The organism is Nostoc flagelliforme FACHB-838 (assembly GCF_014698065.1).
Lineage (GTDB): Bacteria > Cyanobacteriota > Cyanobacteriia > Cyanobacteriales > Nostocaceae > Nostoc > Nostoc flagelliforme_B.
This window is the reverse complement of the sequence record NZ_JACJSI010000001.1, coordinates 111,516-131,782: the sequence shown is the minus strand read 5'-3', so window position 1 is coordinate 131,782 and position 20,267 is coordinate 111,516. Positions and strand designations below refer to the sequence as shown.

Genomic DNA, 20,267 nt, shown 5'->3' with positions numbered 1-20,267 from the left:
GCCCAAATATTTATCTCTGCTAGTCCATGCTTACCCAATTTAGACAAACTCTTCAGAAACAGTGGCCTTTTAGATGTGTCCGTTTCATTAAGAATCGCCCCTCCTCACTTACCCACAAAACATTAATTAATATGGCACTGCGAGTAATGGCGGTGGTACTCGTGTCTGCTGGGGTGAGCTATATCCATGTTATGTCTCGTTTGGAAACCCAGACCCAAACACAGCTAGAAAAGTACATCAGCGCACGGGGAGAGCAAGAAAGTAGTATCTTTAAACTTGCACAGGATAACCTCGCTTTGGTGCGCGATCGGCTTTTGCTGGAATTCAAACAACCCACTAATATTGACTTCCAGGCTGAATTTGAGCGGCAGTATTTTTCCTGGAACGATGGTACCCGACGCAATTTTCCTCAAAATCGACCGACCAAAGACTTTGATTCGACTCGATATGCGGGATTATTCATTGGTCGAAATGTGCAAACCACTGAAGAACTACAGCAACGCCTGTTCAGGGCTAACACACTAATTAGTGCCTACGGGTCTGCTTGGTCTAATCGGTTTGTCGATACCTATTTTGTTACACCAGAAAATGTATCGGTTTGCTACTGGAAAGGGTTGGCATTCGCGTTGGAGACACCGCCCGATCTCTATCATCCAAAAGAGGAATATTTCTATATTGCCGCTCCTCAACATAACCCGTCTCGAACGCCGAAATGGACAGGTGTTTATCTTGATCCAAGTGTTAAGGTCTGGATGGTTTCGGCAGTTGTACCGATTTATGAGGGCGATCGCTTCCTGGGCATTGTAGGACATGATGTGGCCTTAACCCAACTGATGGAGCATACGATCCAGGATCAATTACCGGGCACCTACAATCTAATTTTTCGCTCAGACGGTCGTTTAATTGCCCACCCCCACCGGACTGCGGAAATTCAGCAAGCTCAGGGTCAACTCAAAATCGATGTAATTAACGATCCCCACCTCAACCGCATTTTTCAGCTAGTGACAAACGCTAAACCCAAAACCCACGTCCTTGAAAATAGTCAAGACCGTGAATACCTAGCAGTGGCTCGCTTACAAGGGCCAGACTGGTATTTTGTCACAGTCTATCCCAAATCACTGCTATCGGGGGCAGCATGGGATACGGCTCAATTTATCTTAATGTCTGGTGCAGTAGCGTTGCTGGTTGAAGTGTTGTTGCTCTTGTCGGTGTTGCAACAACAAATCGCTAAACCCCTCCAGAAATTAACCGCCGCTAGTAACCAAATTGCTAACGGTGATTTTGCGATCGATCTCGATACTACGCGACAGGATGAACTGGGAGGACTTGCTAGTTCTTTCAACAGTATGGCAAGTCAGTTAAAGACTTCTTTCATCGAACTTGAACAGGTAAATAATGCGTTAGAGCTAAGGGTTGAGGAGCGGACAACAACATTACAAAAGACACTTGAAGAACTACGCCGTACTCAAGCCCAGATGATCCAGAGTGAAAAAATGTCAGCCTTGGGGCAGCTGGTGGCAGGCGTGGCACATGAGATCAATAATCCTGTCAGCTTCATTTACGGCAACCTCACCTATGTACAAAATTATGCTCAAGATTTATTGGAATTTATTCAGCTTTATCAGTATCACTATCCCAATCCAGTCGCTGAAATTCAAGCTGAGGCTAAAGAATTGGATCTAGAATTTATTCAAGATGATCTGCCCAAAATGCTGTCTTCGATGGAAATTGGCACCAATCGCATTCGTGAAATTGTGTTATCACTTCGCAATTTCTCACGTTTAGATGAAGCTGAATTTAAGGCGGTTGATATTCATCAGGGCATTGATAGTGCGTTATTAATTTTGCAACATCGTTTGAAAGCTCAACCGCAGCGTCCAGCAATAGAAGTGATAAAAAGCTATGATAAATTGCCTCCGATGATCTGCTATCCCGGCGAACTCAATCAGGTATTTATGAATATTTTGTCTAATGCGATTGATGCGTTAGAAGATGCAAATCAGCAGCGCACGCCTACAGAAATTGCTTCACACCCCAACACAATTTGGATTCATACTCGCTTGCTATCTGAAAAACAAATCATGATTTCCATCGCAGATAACGGTCTTGGAGTTCCAGAGACAACTCTAACAAGGCTATTTGACCCCTTTTTCACGACTAAAGATGTGGGTAAAGGATCTGGATTGGGTTTATCTATCAGCTATCAAATTGTGACTGAACTGCATCAAGGTAAACTTGATTGTAATTCCACATTAGGAAAGGGCACAGAATTTGTCATAACCTTACCGATAGAAGCTAACTTCATAGCTTGATGAGAATTTACAATTACAACATCAATCGGAGATATGGCAGTTTGCAATTGCGTTGAGTACAGACAATTTGTAGTTGCGCACAGATGTGCGCCACTACGTACACTGCGGGACGCTTACGCGAACGCGGAGCGTCCCGCAGGCATGGAATGTTTTTTTAACTGGAAGTCCTTTATTTTGAAGTGCCTAAATCAGCAGCACTCTGGATATTTTTTAATATTAAGTCAGGGCTACTACGTTTAATCAATCCAGTTAGCACTTTACCAGGGCCAATTTCCATTACTCGTTCAATCCCGTTGGCTGGTAATTGCAGACAAATTTCTCGCCATCTTACAGAACCAGTCATTTGTTTATTTAGGCGCTGCTTTAAAATCTCGGCATCAATAGACGCAATTGGTTCTACATTAGACAAAACTGGCACAGTAGCTGGCTGAAATTCTACAGATTCTAAAATATCTTGAAATTCCGCAGCTGCTGGTGCTATTAAATGTGAGTGAAATGCTCCAGAAACTTTTAGGGGAATCGCACGCTTTGCTTTAACTTGAGTCATCACCGCTTGTACAGCCTCAGTCGTGCCTGAAATTACCACCTGAGCCGGACTATTGTCATTTGCTAGCACTACATCAGGCGTTTGGGCGATGACTGTTTCCAACTGTTCGCTGTCAAAGTTCATCAAAGCCGCCATCATCCCACCGACGGCACTATCCATGAGTTCTGCACGACGCTTTACTAGATATAAACCAGCCGACCACTCAAAGACACCCGCTACATAAAGGGCAGAATATTCTCCCAAACTGTGGCCAGCAACTAAATCTGGCTGGTGTCCATCTTCTCGGAGAAGATCAGCAAGAATGCTTTCTACCACATAAAGAATTGGTTGAGTGTATAGCGTCTGTGATAGTTTTTCTTCTTCTTTTTGACAGATTTCTATTACAGACCAGCCTAAAATTTCCTCAGCCTGGGCAAATTTGTCTTTAGCCGATGGTATATCTAATAAATCCATTCCCATTCCCAGCGCTTGAGAACCTTGTCCGGGAAACACCCATGCAGTTTTTGTCATTTGTCAAGAGTCAGTGGTCATTGGTCATTTGTCATTGGTCATTTGTCATTGGTCATTTGTCATTAACAAAGGACAAACGACTAATGACATAGACGCGTCAGCGGCTTCTTGCAGGGTAGGACAATATATTATCTTCCCCATTGAAAAATTGCCGCACCCCAGGTAAGACCGGCACCAAAGCCGGATGTAGCAACTATGTCGTTAGGTTTAATTTTCCCTTGACGTACTGCTTCATCTAAGGCTAATGGGATGGAAGCAGCTGAGGTATTGCCGTACTGGGCGAGATTACTTATAACTTTATGTTCTGGGATATTTAAGCGTTGGGCAACGGCATCGATAATTCGTTGATTGGCTTGATGCAATATCAGCCAATCTATTTGCTCAACGGTGAGATTAGCTTGAAACAAGGCTTTATCAATGATTTCTGGCACTTTTTGGACAGCAAAGCGGTAGACTTCTTTGCCGTTCATCGTAATCGGTCGGTAAGTGCCTTTTGTAATATTTACATTAGGGAGCAGTTCTTGGGAAGCGCCTGCATAAGCAAGGTTGAGGTAATGGTTTTGAGTACCATCACTTTTAAGGGCAAATCCTAATAAGCGATCGCTTTTGTCAGCTTGCAATACTACAGCCCCTGCACCATCACCAAACAATACACAAGTACGCCGATCTTCCCAATCTACCCAGCGAGACAGGATATCTGCTCCGATCAATAGCACGTTTTTATAGACACCGGTTCTAATATATTGGGCTGCTGTAACTAGACCAAACACAAAGCCAGAGCAGGCTGCTGTCAAGTCAAAAGCTACTGCGTTTGTGGCTCCTAATTGAGCCTGTACTTGACAAGCACTACCAAACAAATCATCAGGGGTGGAAGTCGCTAGCAGAATCAAGTCTAGGTCTTCTGGTTTAATTCCCGAAGCTGCGATCGCCTGACTGCTGGCGGCAGTAGCGAGTACACTCAAAGACTCAGATGGCAGAGCTAATCGCCGTTGACGAATTCCTGTTCTTGTAGCGATCCACTCATCTGATGTTTCAACTAGTTCACTCAATGTCTGGTTATGTAAGGAAGTTGCTGGTACTGCCGAGCCGCTTCCGGTAATTGCTACGCCTAAGTTTTGCACTCCTAATCTCCCAAGCTATCAGCTTTTTGTCCTTTGTGAGCCAGTGCGGTCTTCTCCCAAGGGGAGACGCTAAAAGCGATGGGGGTTTCCCCCATGAGCAACTGGCGAACCCGCAGGGTCTTTTGTCAGTTGTCCTTTACAAATGACCCATGACTAATGACCAATGACTAACCGCTCTCGCGCTCTAGGATATATTGGGACTGAATTCGTTGTATCACCTGGTTGTCAACAGCTTCTTTTGCCATGCGAATTGCATTAAAAATTGAAGGAGCTTGGGAGCTACCGTGACCGATAAAACAAACTCCTGCCACGCCTAACAGCAATGCACCACCATGTTCTGCGTGATCCATTCGCTGCTTAATCCGCTTCAGGTTTGGTTTTAAGAGTGCTGAACCGATTTGACCGTGCAATCCTTGGGGCAATTCTTCCCGCAGAATTTGCAGAATCACTTCTCCGACTGCTTCGGCAAATTTTAATAATACATTGCCTACAAAGCCGTCACAGACAATCACATCAAAGCGACCGGAAAGCACATCACGCCCTTCAGCATTGCCAATAAAGTTAATTTGGGAATTTTCGCGTAGCAGTTGGTGGGCGCGGACGGCTGCATCATTGCCTTTAGAGTCTTCTTCACCGATATTCAGCAAACCCACCTTCGGTTCAGTTGTACCCAAGACATACTGACTGTAAGCTGACCCCATAACGCCAAACTGCTCTAAAAACTTGGGACGGCAATCTACATTTGCGCCAACATCAAGTACCAGCACTGGCTTACCAGCAATAATTGTCGGAAAAACTGTGCCGATGGCTGGGCGATCAATTCCTGGCAATCGTCCTAAGCGGAGCAAAGCTGATGCCATCGCTGCCCCAGAGTGACCCGCAGAAAATACGGCATCTGCCTTTTGCTGCTTGACTAAATCCATCGCCACATTGATAGAAGCCTTACGTTTGCGTCTAACTGCATTTAAAGGCTCCTCATCCATAGCGATCGCTTCCTCAGCAGTCACGATCTCCACCTGCCCTAAACTTGTTTTTGATGGCAAGGCAGCTTCTATTTGTTGAGGATCACCAACCAACAATACATCTACACCCAATTCTTCTCTTGCTCGCAATGCGCCAGCAACGATTTCACCAGGTGCGTGATCCCCTCCCATTGCGTCAATTGCGATCCGTACGCGAGTCGATCCCATTGCTCACAGCTTCTAGAAACCTTACAAATTTTACCAGATGGCTTTGCCGAAAAAGCTTAACTTTCTGACCGCCAAATTTCTTCTGTTACTATTGCAACAATTTTTGCTGGCAAGCTCAAGATAGCACGAATTTGGGCATCGGGCATGGAGCAATAGCCCGCCTCCCCTGCTTCCCCTGCTCCCCCTGCTTCCCCTGCTCCCCCTGCTCCCCTACTTCCTACTCCCCACTCCCTTCTACCCAATTAACTAGCGTCCGAACGCCGTAACCCGTTGCCCCTGCGCCGTTGTAGCCATTTTCTTTATCTGTCCACACTGGGCCAGCAATATCTATGTGCGCCCAAGGGGTTTCTTTGACAAATTGTTTGAGGAAAAGGGCAGCGGTAATTGCACCGCCTGGGCGCGGGCCTGTATTTTTCATGTCCGCTATACCAGACTTTAGCCCTTCAAAATATTTTTCTTCCATTGGCATCCGCCAAATCTTTTCTCCTGAAGTTTCCGCAGCTTTTTCGATCTGGGAAGCTACAGCATCATCGGGAGTGTATAAACCAGCAATATCTTCACCCAAGGCAATGACGTTGGCACCAGTCAGAGTGGCTAAATCAACGATCGCATCTAATTCCAATTTGTCGGTATACACCAAGGCATCTGCTAAGGTCAAACGTCCTTCAGCGTCGGTATTGTTCACTTCGATTGTTTTGCCATTTGATGCTGTGAGAATGTCTCCTGGGCGCATTGCATGACCGCTAATCATATTCTCAGTCACTGCCGAGATAAAGTGAACTTCTGAATCTGGCTTGAGTTGAGCAATTGCTTTTGCTGCGCCCAAGGTGGCTGCTGCACCACCCATGTCAATTTTCATGGTTTCGATGCCGCTACCAGCACCTTTAATGTTGAGTCCGCCGGAGTCGAAGGTTAAACCTTTGCCAATAATTGCCAGTTTCTTTTTGGGTGTACCTTCTGGTTTGTAAGTCAGGTGAATGAATTTAGGCGGCAAATCGGAAGCTTGGGCTACTCCTAAAAATGCACCCATACCTAACTTTTCACACTCTTCCCGTTCTAGAATTTCTATTTGTAAACCGTGTTCGTTTGCGATCGCTTGAGCAGTTTCCGCCAAAGTAATTGGTGTTACTGCATTAGCTGGCGCTGCTACTAATTGTCGTGCCAAATTTACGCCTGACACAATTTGATTGGCGCGGGTGATGGCTGCTTCTTGTCCGCCAAATCCTAGTAAATCTACGGTTTCTATTTGTGAACCTTTATCTTCGGGTTCTGATTTAAAGCGAATATCTTGGTAAAGTGCTAATTCAACACCTTCTGCGATCGCTTGGGCACTGGCTGCTGGATCGTTGTTCCATAATGGAAAACTAAAACCCAGAATTTTGCTTTTTTGCTTTTTTCCTACCCTAGCTACAGCAGCAGCAGCGCGGCGCAAAGTATCTGGTTTTAGTGCTTCTGGTTTTCCTAAACCTACCAAAATCAATTTCCGCACTGGGCTACCAGCATTCACACGGGTAAAAATAGTGCTATTGGCTTTACCTTTAAATTCTTCTTCGGCAATCAGTTCTTTTAAGATCCCAGAAAACTTTTGATCTAAAGTTGCCAGTTCTCCGGTTAACTCTACTGCATCTTCAAATAATCCAATTGCCAAACTATCGCCTGCCCACTCTAGCAAAGGCTTATCACTCGGTTGAATTTTCATTTTGAGATTTTGTGTAAATATTCCTTCTTGTACCAGTATTGCTCAAAATTATTGTTTCATGGTGAGGGGAGTGGGCATTGGGTATAGGGAAGCAGGAATCAGTAGCTATAATTTAGCCAATTGGTATTAATAGCGCTCATTAACGAGTCTTTGATACTCATTAATCCACCTCGGAACTCCGTTAACGAGTCTTTGATACTCGTCAATCCACCTCAGAACTCCGTTAACGAGTCTTTGATACTCGTTAATCCACCTCAGAACTCCGTTAACGAGTCTTTGATACTCGTCAATCCACCTCAGAACTCCGTTAACGAGTCTTTGATACTCGTCAATCCACCTCGGAACTCCGTTAACGAGTTTTTAATACTCGTCAATCCACCTCGGAACTCCGTTAACGAGTTTTTAATACTCGTCAATCCACTTCAGAAATCCGTTAACGACTATTAACTTTACTGTTTTACTTCCTGTCCCATGCCCCATGCCCTATCTCCCAATTTTATTTGCGTCAATATTAAATTTGTTGGCGATCGCTGCTATTATTTCTTGCTCAAGTGGTGTAGTCTTATTGTCAAGCTGGGCAATTTTTTTACACTGAACGAGCAAGGGTACAGCAAAATCACGATTTAGCTGATTGAGCAGTATATCTAAAGACTTAGGCGATTTGATATTTTGGGCAATGGCATCCAACGAGGTCGGACTGAGTTTTACAGCTTGTAATTCTGGCAAAATTTCTTCCAAAGTCTTATCTGGATGGCTAGCCAAAATCATGTGAACTAAGATTTGATCCATGACGGCTTCTTGAGCGATCGCACTTTCTAGATACTTTTCACTTTCGGCTTTTAATGTTGCCAATGTCTGCGGGGATGCTAGAGAAGTTGATTCATCCAGCTTGGTTTCATAAAATCGACAAGCAGCATACCCCAATGAATAAATCATCGTTGCATTTGAACTAGCTCCAATTACCGCACCCGCTAAAGGCACATTTCGCAACAAGCCTAATCCGGCAGCTTTCAACAAACGCCCTCCACCCAAAGCCAGCCCAAAAATTGCCAAAATTTCACCTTTACGGGCAGGATCTTTTAAATCTAGCCCGTAGACAGATGCAATTTGATAAAGCATTTCTGACTGCAATTTTGTTGTCGCTGTTAAATCAATTGCCAACAATGCAACTGCTATACCTGGCAAAATACTAGTAGCTAGTCCCACCGTCCCTGCTTGAGTTGCTTTTTCCACCATAATTCTGTGAGCAATCTGGCTGGGTGATTCATTTGGATACTGTTGCTTAAGCTTGTTTACCGCCGCTTCTGCTTTTTCCAAATCAACAAGGTTAGTATCATTAATTAGCCAATTTAGATTTAACACTCCAGATAGTTTTCTAATCAGCCAATTTTCGCTGAGGCGATTCACAACCTGACCGCTGCTTTGAGTTGTTTGCTCAATCAACTTGTGTGTTTCTTTAGCTGTCGTTTCTCCCACTCCTACTGCTGTGTCTAAAACTGCTTGACCAGTATGAGCAACAGTTTTAATAAAAGACTCGAATATAGAAGGTTCATTTTCTACCGATGATTGAGTCTGAATTCCTACTTCTGAAGTTTCTCTGGATGAATTAACTAATTTATTCACCTCTGTTTCTTTGGGTTTGTCTGCCATTGCTTGAAACCATCCTGTAAAGCCTCTCTATTTAAAGTTGTAGCGAAGTTTGAGCGGCTTTGACATCTCTCGATAAGTACAATTCGTTAGACCAATTAGAAATTAGAATAGTCCTTAACTATAGACATACGATGGATGACAGAGGTTCTGATCTTACAACTGATAACCTAATGTCAACAACACTTTGTCTTTTAGAGTAGTGAGGATTTCTGGAGTCAGAACGCCTACTTTTATTTGTAATCTTGTTTTATCAATTACCCGCAATTGGTGGCAAAGGGCAACTGAATCTCGTTCTAATCCACCTTCAGCATTTTGAATTAATAAACAGGTTGGCAAAGATGCACGACGTAAATTTGTTGTTAGAGGAATAGTGATGATAGTGGTGGAGAATTCAGCAACGATATCATCTTGAAAAATAATAACTGATCTTGTGCCTCCTTGCTCAGAACCCTTGGTGGGGTCTAAATTGGCTAGCCATACTTCACCTCGTTTAACCTTCATTTAAAATCTTCTTGTGTAAGAATTTCTGCATATTCTTCTAATCCTGCTTCAGCTAGTTGATGATCTTCCTGAGCAAATTCACTGTAAAGATCAGCTACTTGATTTTTATCTATTTGCCAGTTAATATTCCTGCTGCGGAATTTGAGGAAGGCAATAAAATCACTAACCTGTTTGAGTTGTTCTTCATTCAATTTGTCTAATTCTAGGCTGAGTAACTCTTTGAGAGCAACCATTTCGTAGTCTCCAAAAATGTGTAGTTAAGCTTTTTCAGGACACAAATATTATTTGAAGGTGACGAGATATTAGAAGTCCTTTACCCTATTTTCTCAACAAATAAGGAAAAATAAAGGTTATCATCTGCCTGAATTTATGTGTAGCATACTTTTTACTTTTTAACTCTACCTATATCAGCTTTACTTTCTAAAAAGTCGTTAGCCTTAAGAATTTCGTAGAGATTAGTATCTTGTTCTAGCAAGCAAGCGTGTCCACAATGGGGCAACACCACTATTTTCTTATTTGGTAAGATGTTGCCTATCCGCTTCACTTCAGTTACAGAAGGTAAAAGGCGATCGCTACCACCAGCAATCAACAAAACTGGTTGAGTTAAACGCCTTAACTTTTCCTCATCTATATCAAACTCTCGCAGTAAAGACAACCGCCAAAGAACGGTTTCTGCTGGGACAGAACGCATCGTTTTTAGCAGATCGAGGCGATCGCTCCGAGAAATGCGTGACAAAGATGCTAAAAATGGCAACAAGCCTAGTGCGCCAATATCATACAATCCTGTTGGCACTAGGTAAGTTAGCTGGGATGCCCAACTTAACCAAGGGCGAAGCTGAAAGGCCGAAGCTGGGTTAATTAAGATAATTCGCTTAAATAAATGGGGTGCTTGGATTGCGACTTTCATTGCCAAGCAACCACCAAAGGACTCACCACACAAGTAAACTGGTCTCTGAGAGCTTTTTTCTAATTCGGCATCGATCAAGTCCAATACACTCTTAGTTAGGGCATCCCAAGTGTTAAGGCCTTTCCGGGGAAGCGCCAAAGAGCGCACATCAAAGCCAGTTTCTAATCCTACGGTTTGCGATCGCAATAGTTGACCAGTTCCATCCATTCCTGGCAAATATACCAACAGGGGATACTCTGGCTGTACTCGTTCAGGAGTCAGGAAACAAGGATTTAGCTCAACTTCTTGGATAATCATTGGTCATTGGTCATTGGTCATTGGTCATTAGTCAATGGTATAAAACTTTTGGATTGCTGATTGTTGCTGTTATGAGCTTCGGTAGTTTTGAGCAAAAACAAAAAAGGTCTTGGAACAAGCTACTGAAAGCCGTTGAGACAATCCAAAATTGTTCGACTGAGTGGAGCCGAAGTCCAAAATCGAATGCTTTTAATAGCAACCTTGACGCAGTAAATTGCTAATTTCACCATGACAGTGTTCTGTCAGTTCAGCCACAACAGTTCTGGCTTGTTTGCCATGATATTTTTTATGATGTTGGGGCGTAATCCAATAAGGACGACCGATTAACACCGCAACCCGACGATAAATTACTAAAGGATGCCAACCACCTTGGTTAAATAAGGGTTCTGAAGGGTCAAATACACTCAAAAGCTTTAAGGGGAAGCCGGAAGTGTTGACCTCTTCTAAGGAGGCGATCGCGATCGGTAAAATAGCTAAATCCTGTACATTCGCTCGTAATGCCAAATGGGCAAATCCTCGCTGAAACTCACCCAGATAATTTGGCTGAGTAAATTTCACCATTGGTTCAGTCCCTTCTGGAAATACTCCTACCATCTGCTTAGACTGCAATAGCGTCTGCGACTGCGAAAAAAAGCTTTGCTGGCGGTTTTGAGCCTCTTCCAAGGGAAAACACCCCAATTGTCCAGTGACAATCTCCCGCATTATTGGCACTTGTCCCATGTAGTGATGGCAAGCGAAGCGAATCGGACTCGATAACGCCGTCATTAAAATCAGTGCATCCATAAAGCTGCGGTGATTGCTGACTACCAACACGCTGGCATTCTGGGGAATGCGATCCTCGTAATAGCGAAACATTTGCGTTGAGAGTGCCGCCACCAAAGCGCAAGAAATCTCTAGGGGGCTATTTCGACTCATACCTAATCAATATATTTTCCGATAAATATGGCAGTTGATCATAATTTAATTTTTACATTTCTTTACTATTGCCATGACCGTCTTAAGATAGAAATATCTCATCCACAAAAGCAGCTAGATTTTCTACTTTCTCAGTTATGTATTCTTGATCACAATATATCTAATAGAAACTATTCAAAAAAATTATGATTAGTTAATTTCCATCTTTTAGGTAAAAATGAGTTGAATTGATGCCTATTACAAAACAATTTTTGACCTAATAAATTTGCTAACATTAAGGTGTTCTTGGAAAAAATGGTAATAATATTGTATAATTACCTGGTTTTGCTGAAAAAAACTAAATGTAAAACGTTTTAATAAGTTAATTTTTATTTTGCATGAATCTAGTGAATAAAAAAGAATTGACATTTGCGCTAACAACACCCTTATATTATGTAAACGATGTCCCCCATATAGGCAGTGCTTATACAACGATAGCAGCAGATGTTGTCGCACGATTTCAAAGACTGCTAGGGCATCGAGTATTACTAATTACAGGTACAGATGAACACGGGCAAAAAATTCAGCGATCGGCAGAAAGTTTAGGCAAAGCACCGCAAGAGTTTTGCGATGAAATTGTTCCTAGCTTTGTAAATTTATGGCAGTTATTAGACATTCAATACGATCGCTTTAGTCGGACTACTGCACCTCGTCATGAAGCGATCGTTAAAGAGTTCTTTGAGCGAGTCTGGGAATCTGGTGACATCTACCAGGGACAACAAAAAGGCTGGTACTGCGTATCCTGCGAAGAATTCAAAGAAGAACGGGATCTGCTAGAAGGACACCGTTGCCCGATTCATACTAACAAAGAAGTGGAGTGGCGAGACGAGCAAAATTATTTTTTCCGTTTATCCAAATATCAAACTAAGCTGACAGAATTTTATCAATTTAAGCCAGATTTTATTCAACCAGAAAGTCGGCGTAATGAAGTCCTCAGCTTTGTCAATCAAGGGCTACAAGACTTTTCCATTTCGCGGGTAAATCTAGATTGGGGTTTTCCTGTACCAGTTGATCCCAAGCACACCCTTTATGTCTGGTTTGATGCGCTGCTAGGTTATGTCACAGCATTACTAGAACCAGATGCAGAACCAACTTTAGCGAATGCTTTAAAAACATGGTGGCCGATTAACTTGCACCTAATTGGTAAGGATATTCTGCGCTTCCATGCAGTTTATTGGCCGGCAATGCTTTTGTCGGCTGGCTTACCCTTGCCAGAGCGAGTATTTGGGCATGGCTTTTTGACCAAAGATGGTCAGAAGATGGGCAAAAGTCTGGGTAACACCCTTGATCCTATAGCGTTAGTTCAGCGCTATGGTAGTGATGCCGTTCGTTATTACTTCCTTAAGGAAATCGAATTTGGCAAGGATGGAGATTTTAATGAAGTAAGGTTCATTAATGTTCTGAATGCAGATTTGGCAAATGATTTAGGTAATTTGCTCAATCGCACCTTGAGCATGGTGAAAAAGTACTGCACTGAGAATAATGTCCCATCAATCGGTAATGAAGGGATTCCTGACGAAAATCCTTTGAAAGCAATTGGTTCACGTCTAGGGGAACAGGTAAAACAAGCATACCAAGAGTTAGCTTTCAGTCAAGCCTGCGTAGCCATATTTTCGCTGGCGCAAGCCAGTAATAAGTTTATTGATGAACAAGCTCCTTGGTCATTATATAAACAAGGACAGCAGGAGTCGGTGGAAAAGGTTCTCTACGCAGTTCTAGAATCAGTGAGACTGGCAGCTTATTTGCTATCCCCAATTATTCCGAACATCAGCAGCGATATTTATCAGCAGTTGGGCTTTGGAATAAACTTTAACGATCAAATACAAAGTTCACTTACTGCTCCTTTTGCCACCCATGCAAAATGGGGGATACTATCGAGCAAACAACAGCTGGGTACACCCCAACCGATTTTTAAGCGAATAGAACCCCCGAAAAACGATTAATCCTTATCAAACTCTGATTTTGTTCAATTTCTTATTTTCTCAAAAAATTTATCGTGGCTCAATTTAAATTAGCCGCGGAACATTATCATAAGCCGCTGTGACTAGCATCTAAAAGTTGGTATTTGTATCAAAAATAACAGGGATAAAAATTGAGGTATCACAATGATGTTGAATAATTTGGAAAACGATTCGATCTTTACACCAGAACAAGTTTTGGAGAATCGGGGTCGGGTCGCCATATTTATTGATGGCTCAAATCTATTTTACGCTGCACTGCAACTAGGGATTGAAATCGATTACACGAAGCTATTGTGTCGATTGACTGGAGGTTCTAGACTACTGCGGTCTTTTTTCTACACTGGTGTAGACAGAACAAACGAGAAACAACAGGGGTTTTTGCTGTGGATGCGTCGCAATGGCTATCGAGTCATTGCTAAAGATTTAGTCCAGCTACCAGATGGTTCTAAAAAAGCTAACCTGGATGTAGAAATAGCAGTAGACATGATGGCGTTAGTAGATTCTTATGATACCGCAGTTTTAGTCAGCGGTGATGGGGATTTGGCTTATGCGGTAAATTCAGTCAGCTATCGCGGCGTGCGGGTAGAAGTAGTGAGCTTGCGTTCAATGACTAGTGACAGCTTAATTAATGTAAGCGATCGCTACATTGATTTAGAAGCCATCAAAGAGGATATTCAAAAAACCCCTCGCCAAAGCTATCCATACCGCCCTTTATCTGGGATCGGTTTTTTGGAAGATCCCAGAACTAGTGATGGACACCTAGAAATCCAAGAATAATGGCGCATCAATTTCATAAAAGAGGGAGATGGGGAAAGAGAAAAATTCAAAATTTCTCCTCCGCTCCCTCCTTTCTTGTTTTACCTTTGACTTTTTTATTGATATTTGGTTTAGTCGCTTGTGGGGGCAAATCTCCCCCAGCTTCTCAACAAAATACTGAGACTTCATCTAATTCAGATAGCAATTTGACTTTCTTTGATGTCACTCTAGAACAAGCAGATGAAGTGGGAAGACCGATTTGGAAAGTCAGGGCTAAAACAGCTAAATATACCAAAGAAAAACAGATTGGTCAGGCTGAAAGTCCTTATGGTGAACTATACCAAGATGGCAAAGTAGTTTACCAAATCAAGGCAGATGTAGCAGATATTGAACAAGATGGGAAGCAGTTGTTTCTTAAAGGTAAGATATTTGCCACAGATCCTAGTAATGGGATTGTGTTGCAAGGTAATGAATTAGAATGGCGACCCAAAGAAGATTTGTTGATTGTTCGCAACCAGATTAATGGTACTCATAAACAACTACAAGCAGTGGCACAGGAAGCGCGAGTTAAAACCCGCGAACAGCGCATGGAATTTTCTGGTGGGGTAGTAGCAAATTCCAGTGATCCCCAGATGCAAGTGAGAACTGAGCATTTAATCTGGAATATTAAAGAAGAAAAACTGATTGGCAATCGCCCCATAGAAATTGACCGTTACAAAGATAATAAAATTAGCGATCGCGGCAAAGGAAATTCTGCCGAAGTCAACTTAAAAACAAAAATTGCCACTGTCCAGAAAAATGCCCAACTAGAATTACTAGATCCACCACTGCAAATAGCTAGTAACTCTATGATCTGGAACATGAACGCAGAAACTGTTACCACAAACTCGCCTACGCGAATGTTTCAACGTGCCGAAAATATCACAGTGACAGCTAATCAAGGTGAAATGAAAATACCACAAAAAACCGTTTATTTAAAAGGTAACGTCAACGCCGTTGGCCAGCGTCGCCAGTCTTTGAGATCCAATACATTAACTTGGTATTTAGACAAGAAGTTAGTTGAAGCTCAAGGAAATGTGACTTATCGACAAATTGACCCACCGTTAAATTTTGCGGGTGAAACAGCCGTTGGTAATCTGCAAACAGAAAATATTGTTGTCAAAGGCGGCAGTTCTAGCGGTAGGGTAGTGACAGAGATTATTCCCCAAGAAAGAGCCGATCGGCGGTAGTGAAATTAGAGGCAGTGGGGAGTAGAGATTAGGGGGTGAGGGAAAAGAGGGTAAATTTTGGTCGACTACTAGGCTACGATCTTAGTATTACAAGTCCTTTGATAACCCATGAACGGATCAAACCGATTAGGTAAGGAATCCTTGCCAACATCTCAGCAAGCAGAACATTCTCGCTATTACGATACAGACCACGAGCATACAGATCATACTTATGGAACTGGAGAGTTGCCTCATCCTCACATCCATAGCGAAGAGTCTTTACGGCGAATTGTCAATCGATTATCGCGTATAGAAGGACATGTTCGTGGTATCAAGACAATGGTGCAGCAAAGTACTCCTTGTCCTGATGTTTTACTGCAAATTGCCGCAGTTCGGGGCGCATTGGATCGGGTAGCACGAATTGTTTTGGATGAACATTTAACTGAGTGTATTGGTAGAGCCGCACAAGAAGGTAATATTGACGTTGAACTTAAACAGTTAAAAGCTGCTTTAGATCGATTTTTACCTTAATATTTAAAAAATAATGTAGAGTGCATTCGCTAAATTCATGATGCACTAACGGCGATACATCAAAATTCAATAGTGCATCATGATCTTCACTACGGTAACATCAGGTTGCGAAGTGGTAACAAACTTATTTTAATAGACTTTTCTTTATTCCCTCCTAGAAAAAGGGAACTAGAAAGGAGCTTATTCTATAAGATAATATGCTAGGCAAAAAAGATAGTTTTTGCCAGAATCATGATACTAAAAAATTATCAATTTCATTATTCTTTAATCGGCACTTTAGATAAGCCACTAATTCTTTTTTTGCATGGCTTCATGGGTAACATTGATGAATTTGATGAAGCCATAAAATTACTATTTGACAAATTTTCATATTTAACAATTGACCTTCCCGGACATGGCAAAACTCAAGTTTTGGGTGGAAATGACTGTTATACAATGGTAAACACTGCTCATGCCTTAATCAACTTGTTAGATGAGTTAAAAATTGCCGAATGCTTCTTAGTTGGTTATTCAATGGGTGGGAGATTGGCTCTATACCTCACCCTGCATTTTCCCGAACGTTTCTTAAAAGTTGTGCTAGAGTCAGCTTCTCCAGGCTTGCCAACAGAAGTAGAACGATTAGAACGCATCAAAATTGATACGCAAATAGGTAGAAAATTAACAAGAAGTATTAAAAAAAGTGATTTCGCAACTTTTTTATCAAATTGGTACAATCAGCCGATTTTTGGTTATATAAAAAATTATCCAGAATACGATCGCATGGTAGAAAGTCGGTTGCAGAACAATCCAGAGGAATTAGATAAATCACTGCGCTTTATGGGTACTGGATGCCAACCTTCTTTGTGGGAAGAGCTACCAGACAATAAAATTCCTCTGCTCTTACTAGCTGGTGAATATGATGAAAAATTTATATCTATTAATACAGAAATGGCTAAACTATGTAAATTTGCCCAGCTAAAAATAATTAGTAATGCTGGACATAATATCCACTTTGAAAATACCTTGGCATTTGTGGAAAATGTCAAAGATTTTTTATCCACAGCAAGTTAAAAATTGGGATAATTTCACTGCTTCTTTACTGCCTTCCTAGAAGGAGTTGGAGATGGTGTCAAATTCGGGGCTGTTGGTTGTTTAGCTGCGGTTAATTCCTCTTGCAACATTTTTTGATAAATTTTAGGCAAAGAGCTACTAACAGAATTAGTTTCTATACCATATCCTAGACTTGTCCAAGTGGGAGAGAGTCGCCGCAAAACATCATTTAACTTTCCCTGACGCAACAGTTTAGAAATATCAGTTCCCCAAACTTTAGAATCATTCAACCAACGGTAAACTACTACATCTTGATATTCTGCTTCAAAACTATAAGCAGTCCAAAACATCATTTGCATTGGATTTGGGTGATAAAGAGGGGCTAAACGATACCAAGTGATATTGATAATTTGATATCTGCCAGCAGCCGTAGAACAATTACCTGTATTTGGACCTGTAACAATTGTGACGCATATCTCAGGATGTCGGCTGAGGTCATTGACTTGCTGTCCACCATATAACAGCGAATAAGGACGGTTCCCACTTGCTTCACTCGCTGAGATGGTTCGCATCAAAGCACGGATATAAGGGTCGCCCTGTTTCATCACCAAAGGCGGCTGTTTATTTTCAAAGATGGGATCAGAAGGCGATCGCAAGTCTCCAATGTACCATTGCAATAAATACACAAAGCCGAGAAGGGCGGCTATTGGGCCAATAAGTTTTTCAACACCTTTGAATTCAAAGCCTTTCAGAGTCCGACTCCTTCAAATTCGCTCTCTTTGCTAGCAACAATGATTGACGAACTCATTCTGACAAAGTTCATCACTCGCTTCACTCAATTTAGAAGTAAGGAATTTGTACAGACGCGATTAATCGCGTCTCCTAACTTTTTCATCAAACAACGTTAGCAAATAATTCCCCAAAGGTTTTCGAGGCTGCTTCCGGTTTGGCAATAATCTCAACAATTTTATTGCATGCATCTGCTTCAACCAGAGCCTCAACAGCAACTTGGGCCACTTTCTGCCTGGGGATGCTACCGTCAAACAGTGTATCTGCACTCTGCATCACAATGTGGTCAGAGTTATCTTCATTTTTCAACCCACCAGGCCGCACAATCGTATAAGTAAGACCACTTTTCTGGATATACTCTTCAGCTTGTTTTTTCCACAACAAAATTAGCCAAAACAAGTTCAGCGGATGAAAAAGCTTTGAAGTACACAAAGACGAAACTAAGACAAAATGCTCAATTCCCTTTGCTTTAGCGGCATCTACTAAATTTTTAGTCCCTTCAAAATCCACTTTATAGGGGCCAGTGGGGTCAAAGCTAGGTTTTGCCCCAGTCGCAACCAACAAAACTGTGCTATCTCCCAATGCCGCAGTTAAACTTTCTGGTTGTAATACGTCGCCTATCACTAATTCGGCTTCAGGAGACAGAATACCCCTAGCTTTGTCTATATCCCGCACCAGGGCTATGACAGGAATATTCCGCGCTATCAATTCTTGCACAATCCGACGACCTGTTTCACCGGTTGCCCCTGCTACAAATGCTTTCATGAGAAATGCTATCCTGGGAAACTATTGTGTGCTTGTTCAGTTCTTTATTTTAGTAATTCTATGGAGGTGATGGCAGATTCATGAGGTTTCGGTCAAAATAGAATCTGAATGCGAAATGACCCAGGTGTGTGGGGAATCATTAATATAGACGAACGCCAATGTATACATTAATGCTTTTATGCTTTCAAGAAAAGGCGAATATAAATCCTGGGAAATAACAGAAGCAGTTTTACCTGTAGCGTCCAGCCAAGAAGAAGGCGAGGACACATTAACACAAACAAATGTAGCGACGCTCACAAAATTTTACGGTCGTTATCAAGATTTTATGGAAATGGCTGCCCCAGTAGAGAAGGTTGCTGAGTATCTTAATGCTCATGCCTCATGGTTTTCGCGCTGCGCTGAACCTATGAAGGTACAATCACTTGGGGAAAATGGCTATGCTTTAACAATTGGTCGTTTTGGTTCTTTTGGTTATGAAGTAGAACCGAAAATTGGTTTGGAACTGTTGCCCCCAGATGAGGGTATTTACCGCATCCGTACAATCCCCATTCCTGACTACCAGCCGCCTGGTTATGACGTAGACTATCGGGCATCTCTACAGTTAATCGGAAACGATGCTTGCAGTAATATTGCCGAGGTTACAAGAGTTGAATGGGAATTGGATTTGATAGTTTATCTTCACTTTCCCCGATTTATTCAGCGATTACCCAAGTCTATAATTCAATCTACAGGCGATCGCTTACTTAACCAAATCGTCCGCCAAGTCTCCCGTCGCTTAACTCGCAAAGTCCAGGAAGATTTTCATAAATCTTTAGAAATACCGTTTGCTGCTAATTTTAAGCAAAAGCACTGAATCAATAGCCCTTTGTCATTTGTCATAAACAAATGACAAAGGACTACTTACTATGCTTGAGTGAGAATTCTTTGGACAATTTGCACCCCAGTAACAGCCTGCCAAGCAAAAAGTCCCAAAAGCGTGAAATTTATCAAAATATGAGTTGCACGCGCCCAATTTGCCCCTTTCTGCATATAAGGGGACAAGGCAGCAGAAAATGCTATCAAACCCGTCATACCCAATCCTGCTAGTAGGTGAGGCCCGACGAACAACTTACCATTATTGATGTAAGTAACGGCCATCCCGCCGATCGCACCTGTCACCATCAAAGCTAGGAGTATAGACCCGATTTGGTAGTGTCTGACGTTATACTTACCTTTAATCAATTCTTTCTTTTCTTCTCCCTGAGCATTTCTGGTACGCTGTACTTGCAGCCCCAAGTAGGCAGCATAAATTGAAAATACTAATAGCGCCCACATGAGCACCGGGTGAAAAAAGTTCAGCCAATATTTTACCGACGTAGAAAGTTCCAGACTCATCGTGTTCTCGCCTAATTATTAAATCTTCATAAAAATTAGCATAACTCTATTTTGTGTGCTTAATGTTGCACAAATTAAAAGAGTCTAAGGGATGAGGAGAGAAGACAAGAGTTAAGCCTCCCTTACCTTTAATTTGCATCCAATCAATAGATAGAATGCTTGCCAA

At 42.1% G+C, this 20,267-nt stretch carries 21 protein-coding genes; 8 read left to right on the top strand and 13 right to left on the bottom strand.

Features of this window, described 5'->3' with window-relative positions:
- Positions 1-131 precede the first annotated feature (131 nt).
- Positions 132-2,312, top strand: a complete 2,181-nt coding sequence (locus H6G97_RS00580) for an ATP-binding protein (protein ID WP_190938812.1) — start codon at positions 132-134, stop codon at positions 2,310-2,312.
- Between the two features lie 169 nt (positions 2,313-2,481).
- Here H6G97_RS00580 and fabD read toward each other — a convergent pair whose 3' ends face one another.
- The 10 genes from fabD to H6G97_RS00530 form a co-directional block, all read right to left on the bottom strand.
- Positions 2,482-3,369 (bottom strand): ACP S-malonyltransferase, encoded by an 888-nt coding sequence (gene fabD / locus H6G97_RS00575; RefSeq protein ID WP_190938811.1) that lies wholly within the window; start codon positions 3,367-3,369, stop codon positions 2,482-2,484.
- A 128-nt stretch (positions 3,370-3,497) separates the two neighbouring features.
- A complete protein-coding gene (locus H6G97_RS00570; RefSeq protein ID WP_190938810.1) occupies positions 3,498-4,490 on the bottom strand; it encodes a beta-ketoacyl-ACP synthase 3 in 993 nt (330 codons plus the stop codon).
- Positions 4,491-4,657: 167 nt separating this feature from the next.
- The gene (plsX, locus tag H6G97_RS00565; RefSeq protein WP_190938809.1) at positions 4,658-5,680 is read right to left on the bottom strand and encodes a phosphate acyltransferase PlsX; all 1,023 of its coding nucleotides are present in this window, start codon (positions 5,678-5,680) and stop codon (positions 4,658-4,660) included.
- A 56-nt stretch (positions 5,681-5,736) separates the two neighbouring features.
- The gene (locus H6G97_RS00560; RefSeq protein ID WP_190938808.1) at positions 5,737-5,922 is read right to left on the bottom strand and encodes a hypothetical protein; all 186 of its coding nucleotides are present in this window, start codon (positions 5,920-5,922) and stop codon (positions 5,737-5,739) included.
- Complete coding sequence (locus tag H6G97_RS00555) at positions 5,898-7,379, bottom strand: leucyl aminopeptidase (RefSeq protein WP_190938807.1); 1,482 nt, start codon at positions 7,377-7,379, stop codon at positions 5,898-5,900. The genes H6G97_RS00560 and H6G97_RS00555 overlap by 25 nt, the downstream gene beginning before the upstream one ends.
- 483 nt (positions 7,380-7,862) lie before the next feature.
- On the bottom strand, positions 7,863-9,029 hold the full coding sequence (locus H6G97_RS00550; RefSeq protein ID WP_190938806.1) for an EcsC family protein: 1,167 nt from the start codon (positions 9,027-9,029) through the stop codon (positions 7,863-7,865).
- Positions 9,030-9,182: 153 nt separating this feature from the next.
- The gene (locus H6G97_RS00545; RefSeq protein WP_190938805.1) at positions 9,183-9,530 is read right to left on the bottom strand and encodes a type II toxin-antitoxin system PemK/MazF family toxin; all 348 of its coding nucleotides are present in this window, start codon (positions 9,528-9,530) and stop codon (positions 9,183-9,185) included.
- Entirely contained in the window at positions 9,527-9,763 is a 237-nt protein-coding gene (locus H6G97_RS00540; protein ID WP_190938804.1) for a hypothetical protein, read from the bottom strand. Before H6G97_RS00540 ends, H6G97_RS00545 begins: the two co-directional genes overlap by 4 nt.
- 152 nt (positions 9,764-9,915) lie before the next feature.
- Positions 9,916-10,734, bottom strand: coding sequence for an alpha/beta fold hydrolase (locus tag H6G97_RS00535; protein ID WP_190938803.1), 819 nt, complete (start codon positions 10,732-10,734; stop codon positions 9,916-9,918).
- Positions 10,735-10,923: 189 nt separating this feature from the next.
- Complete coding sequence (locus tag H6G97_RS00530; RefSeq protein ID WP_190938802.1) at positions 10,924-11,649, bottom strand: lysophospholipid acyltransferase family protein; 726 nt, start codon at positions 11,647-11,649, stop codon at positions 10,924-10,926.
- Between the two features lie 377 nt (positions 11,650-12,026).
- On the opposite strand from H6G97_RS00530, the gene metG reads away from it, so the two are divergent.
- The 6 genes from metG (at position 12,027) to menH (ending at position 17,194) form a co-directional block, all read left to right on the top strand.
- Complete coding sequence (metG, locus tag H6G97_RS00525; protein WP_190938801.1) at positions 12,027-13,631, top strand: methionine--tRNA ligase; 1,605 nt, start codon at positions 12,027-12,029, stop codon at positions 13,629-13,631.
- A gap of 165 nt (positions 13,632-13,796) precedes the next feature.
- Positions 13,797-14,426: a LabA-like NYN domain-containing protein gene (locus H6G97_RS00520; RefSeq protein WP_094348455.1), complete on the top strand. Its 630-nt coding sequence runs from the start codon at positions 13,797-13,799 to the stop codon at positions 14,424-14,426.
- Positions 14,426-15,634 (top strand): LPS export ABC transporter periplasmic protein LptC, encoded by a 1,209-nt coding sequence (gene lptC, locus H6G97_RS00515; protein WP_190938800.1) that lies wholly within the window; start codon positions 14,426-14,428, stop codon positions 15,632-15,634. Before H6G97_RS00520 ends, lptC begins: the two co-directional genes overlap by 1 nt.
- A gap of 108 nt (positions 15,635-15,742) precedes the next feature.
- On the top strand, positions 15,743-16,144 hold the full coding sequence (locus H6G97_RS00510) for a metal-sensing transcriptional repressor (RefSeq protein ID WP_190938799.1): 402 nt from the start codon (positions 15,743-15,745) through the stop codon (positions 16,142-16,144).
- 33 nt (positions 16,145-16,177) lie between these two features.
- Complete coding sequence (locus H6G97_RS55820; protein ID WP_422394150.1) at positions 16,178-16,348, top strand: AarF/UbiB family protein; 171 nt, start codon at positions 16,178-16,180, stop codon at positions 16,346-16,348.
- 27 nt (positions 16,349-16,375) lie between these two features.
- Positions 16,376-17,194 (top strand): 2-succinyl-6-hydroxy-2,4-cyclohexadiene-1-carboxylate synthase, encoded by an 819-nt coding sequence (gene menH, locus H6G97_RS00505; protein WP_190938798.1) that lies wholly within the window; start codon positions 16,376-16,378, stop codon positions 17,192-17,194.
- 14 nt (positions 17,195-17,208) lie between these two features.
- Here menH and H6G97_RS00500 read toward each other — a convergent pair whose 3' ends face one another.
- Together H6G97_RS00500 and H6G97_RS00495 are read right to left on the bottom strand one after the other, a co-directional pair.
- Entirely contained in the window at positions 17,209-17,859 is a 651-nt protein-coding gene (locus H6G97_RS00500) for a glycoside hydrolase family 24 protein (protein ID WP_338421543.1), read from the bottom strand.
- 208 nt (positions 17,860-18,067) lie between these two features.
- A complete protein-coding gene (locus H6G97_RS00495; RefSeq protein WP_190938797.1) occupies positions 18,068-18,727 on the bottom strand; it encodes an NAD(P)H-binding protein in 660 nt (219 codons plus the stop codon).
- A gap of 178 nt (positions 18,728-18,905) precedes the next feature.
- Here H6G97_RS00495 and H6G97_RS00490 point away from each other — a divergent pair, with 178 nt between their 5' ends.
- Positions 18,906-19,580 (top strand): DUF1997 domain-containing protein, encoded by a 675-nt coding sequence (locus H6G97_RS00490; RefSeq protein ID WP_190938796.1) that lies wholly within the window; start codon positions 18,906-18,908, stop codon positions 19,578-19,580.
- A 50-nt stretch (positions 19,581-19,630) separates the two neighbouring features.
- Here H6G97_RS00490 and H6G97_RS00485 read toward each other — a convergent pair whose 3' ends face one another.
- Complete coding sequence (locus tag H6G97_RS00485) at positions 19,631-20,101, bottom strand: DUF4079 domain-containing protein (RefSeq protein ID WP_190938795.1); 471 nt, start codon at positions 20,099-20,101, stop codon at positions 19,631-19,633.
- Positions 20,102-20,267 lie beyond the last annotated feature (166 nt).

Excerpts from the sequence above, each read along its gene's own strand:
- H6G97_RS00555 (WP_190938807.1), bottom strand. The coding sequence starts at position 7,379 with ATGAAAATTCAACCGAGTGATAAGCCTTTGCTAGAGTGGGCAGGCGAT.
- plsX (WP_190938809.1), bottom strand. The coding sequence starts at position 5,680 with ATGGGATCGACTCGCGTACGGATCGCAATTGACGCAATGGGAGGGGAT.
- fabD (WP_190938811.1), bottom strand. The coding sequence starts at position 3,369 with ATGACAAAAACTGCATGGGTGTTTCCCGGACAAGGTTCTCAAGCGCTG.
- H6G97_RS00485 (WP_190938795.1), bottom strand. The coding sequence starts at position 20,101 with ATGAGTCTGGAACTTTCTACGTCGGTAAAATATTGGCTGAACTTTTTT.
- H6G97_RS00550 (WP_190938806.1), bottom strand. The coding sequence starts at position 9,029 with ATGGCAGACAAACCCAAAGAAACAGAGGTGAATAAATTAGTTAATTCA.
- H6G97_RS00495 (WP_190938797.1), bottom strand. The coding sequence starts at position 18,727 with ATGAAAGCATTTGTAGCAGGGGCAACCGGTGAAACAGGTCGTCGGATT.
- lptC (WP_190938800.1), top strand. The coding sequence starts at position 14,426 with ATGGCGCATCAATTTCATAAAAGAGGGAGATGGGGAAAGAGAAAAATT.
- menH (WP_190938798.1), top strand. The coding sequence starts at position 16,376 with ATGATACTAAAAAATTATCAATTTCATTATTCTTTAATCGGCACTTTA.
- metG (WP_190938801.1), top strand. The coding sequence starts at position 12,027 with ATGAATCTAGTGAATAAAAAAGAATTGACATTTGCGCTAACAACACCC.
- H6G97_RS00530 (WP_190938802.1), bottom strand. The coding sequence starts at position 11,649 with ATGAGTCGAAATAGCCCCCTAGAGATTTCTTGCGCTTTGGTGGCGGCA.
- H6G97_RS00535 (WP_190938803.1), bottom strand. The coding sequence starts at position 10,734 with ATGATTATCCAAGAAGTTGAGCTAAATCCTTGTTTCCTGACTCCTGAA.
- H6G97_RS00510 (WP_190938799.1), top strand. The coding sequence starts at position 15,743 with ATGAACGGATCAAACCGATTAGGTAAGGAATCCTTGCCAACATCTCAG.
- H6G97_RS00490 (WP_190938796.1), top strand. The coding sequence starts at position 18,906 with ATGCTTTCAAGAAAAGGCGAATATAAATCCTGGGAAATAACAGAAGCA.
- H6G97_RS00540 (WP_190938804.1), bottom strand. The coding sequence starts at position 9,763 with ATGGTTGCTCTCAAAGAGTTACTCAGCCTAGAATTAGACAAATTGAAT.
- H6G97_RS00520 (WP_094348455.1), top strand. The coding sequence starts at position 13,797 with ATGTTGAATAATTTGGAAAACGATTCGATCTTTACACCAGAACAAGTT.
- H6G97_RS00580 (WP_190938812.1), top strand. The coding sequence starts at position 132 with ATGGCACTGCGAGTAATGGCGGTGGTACTCGTGTCTGCTGGGGTGAGC.
- H6G97_RS00545 (WP_190938805.1), bottom strand. The coding sequence starts at position 9,530 with ATGAAGGTTAAACGAGGTGAAGTATGGCTAGCCAATTTAGACCCCACC.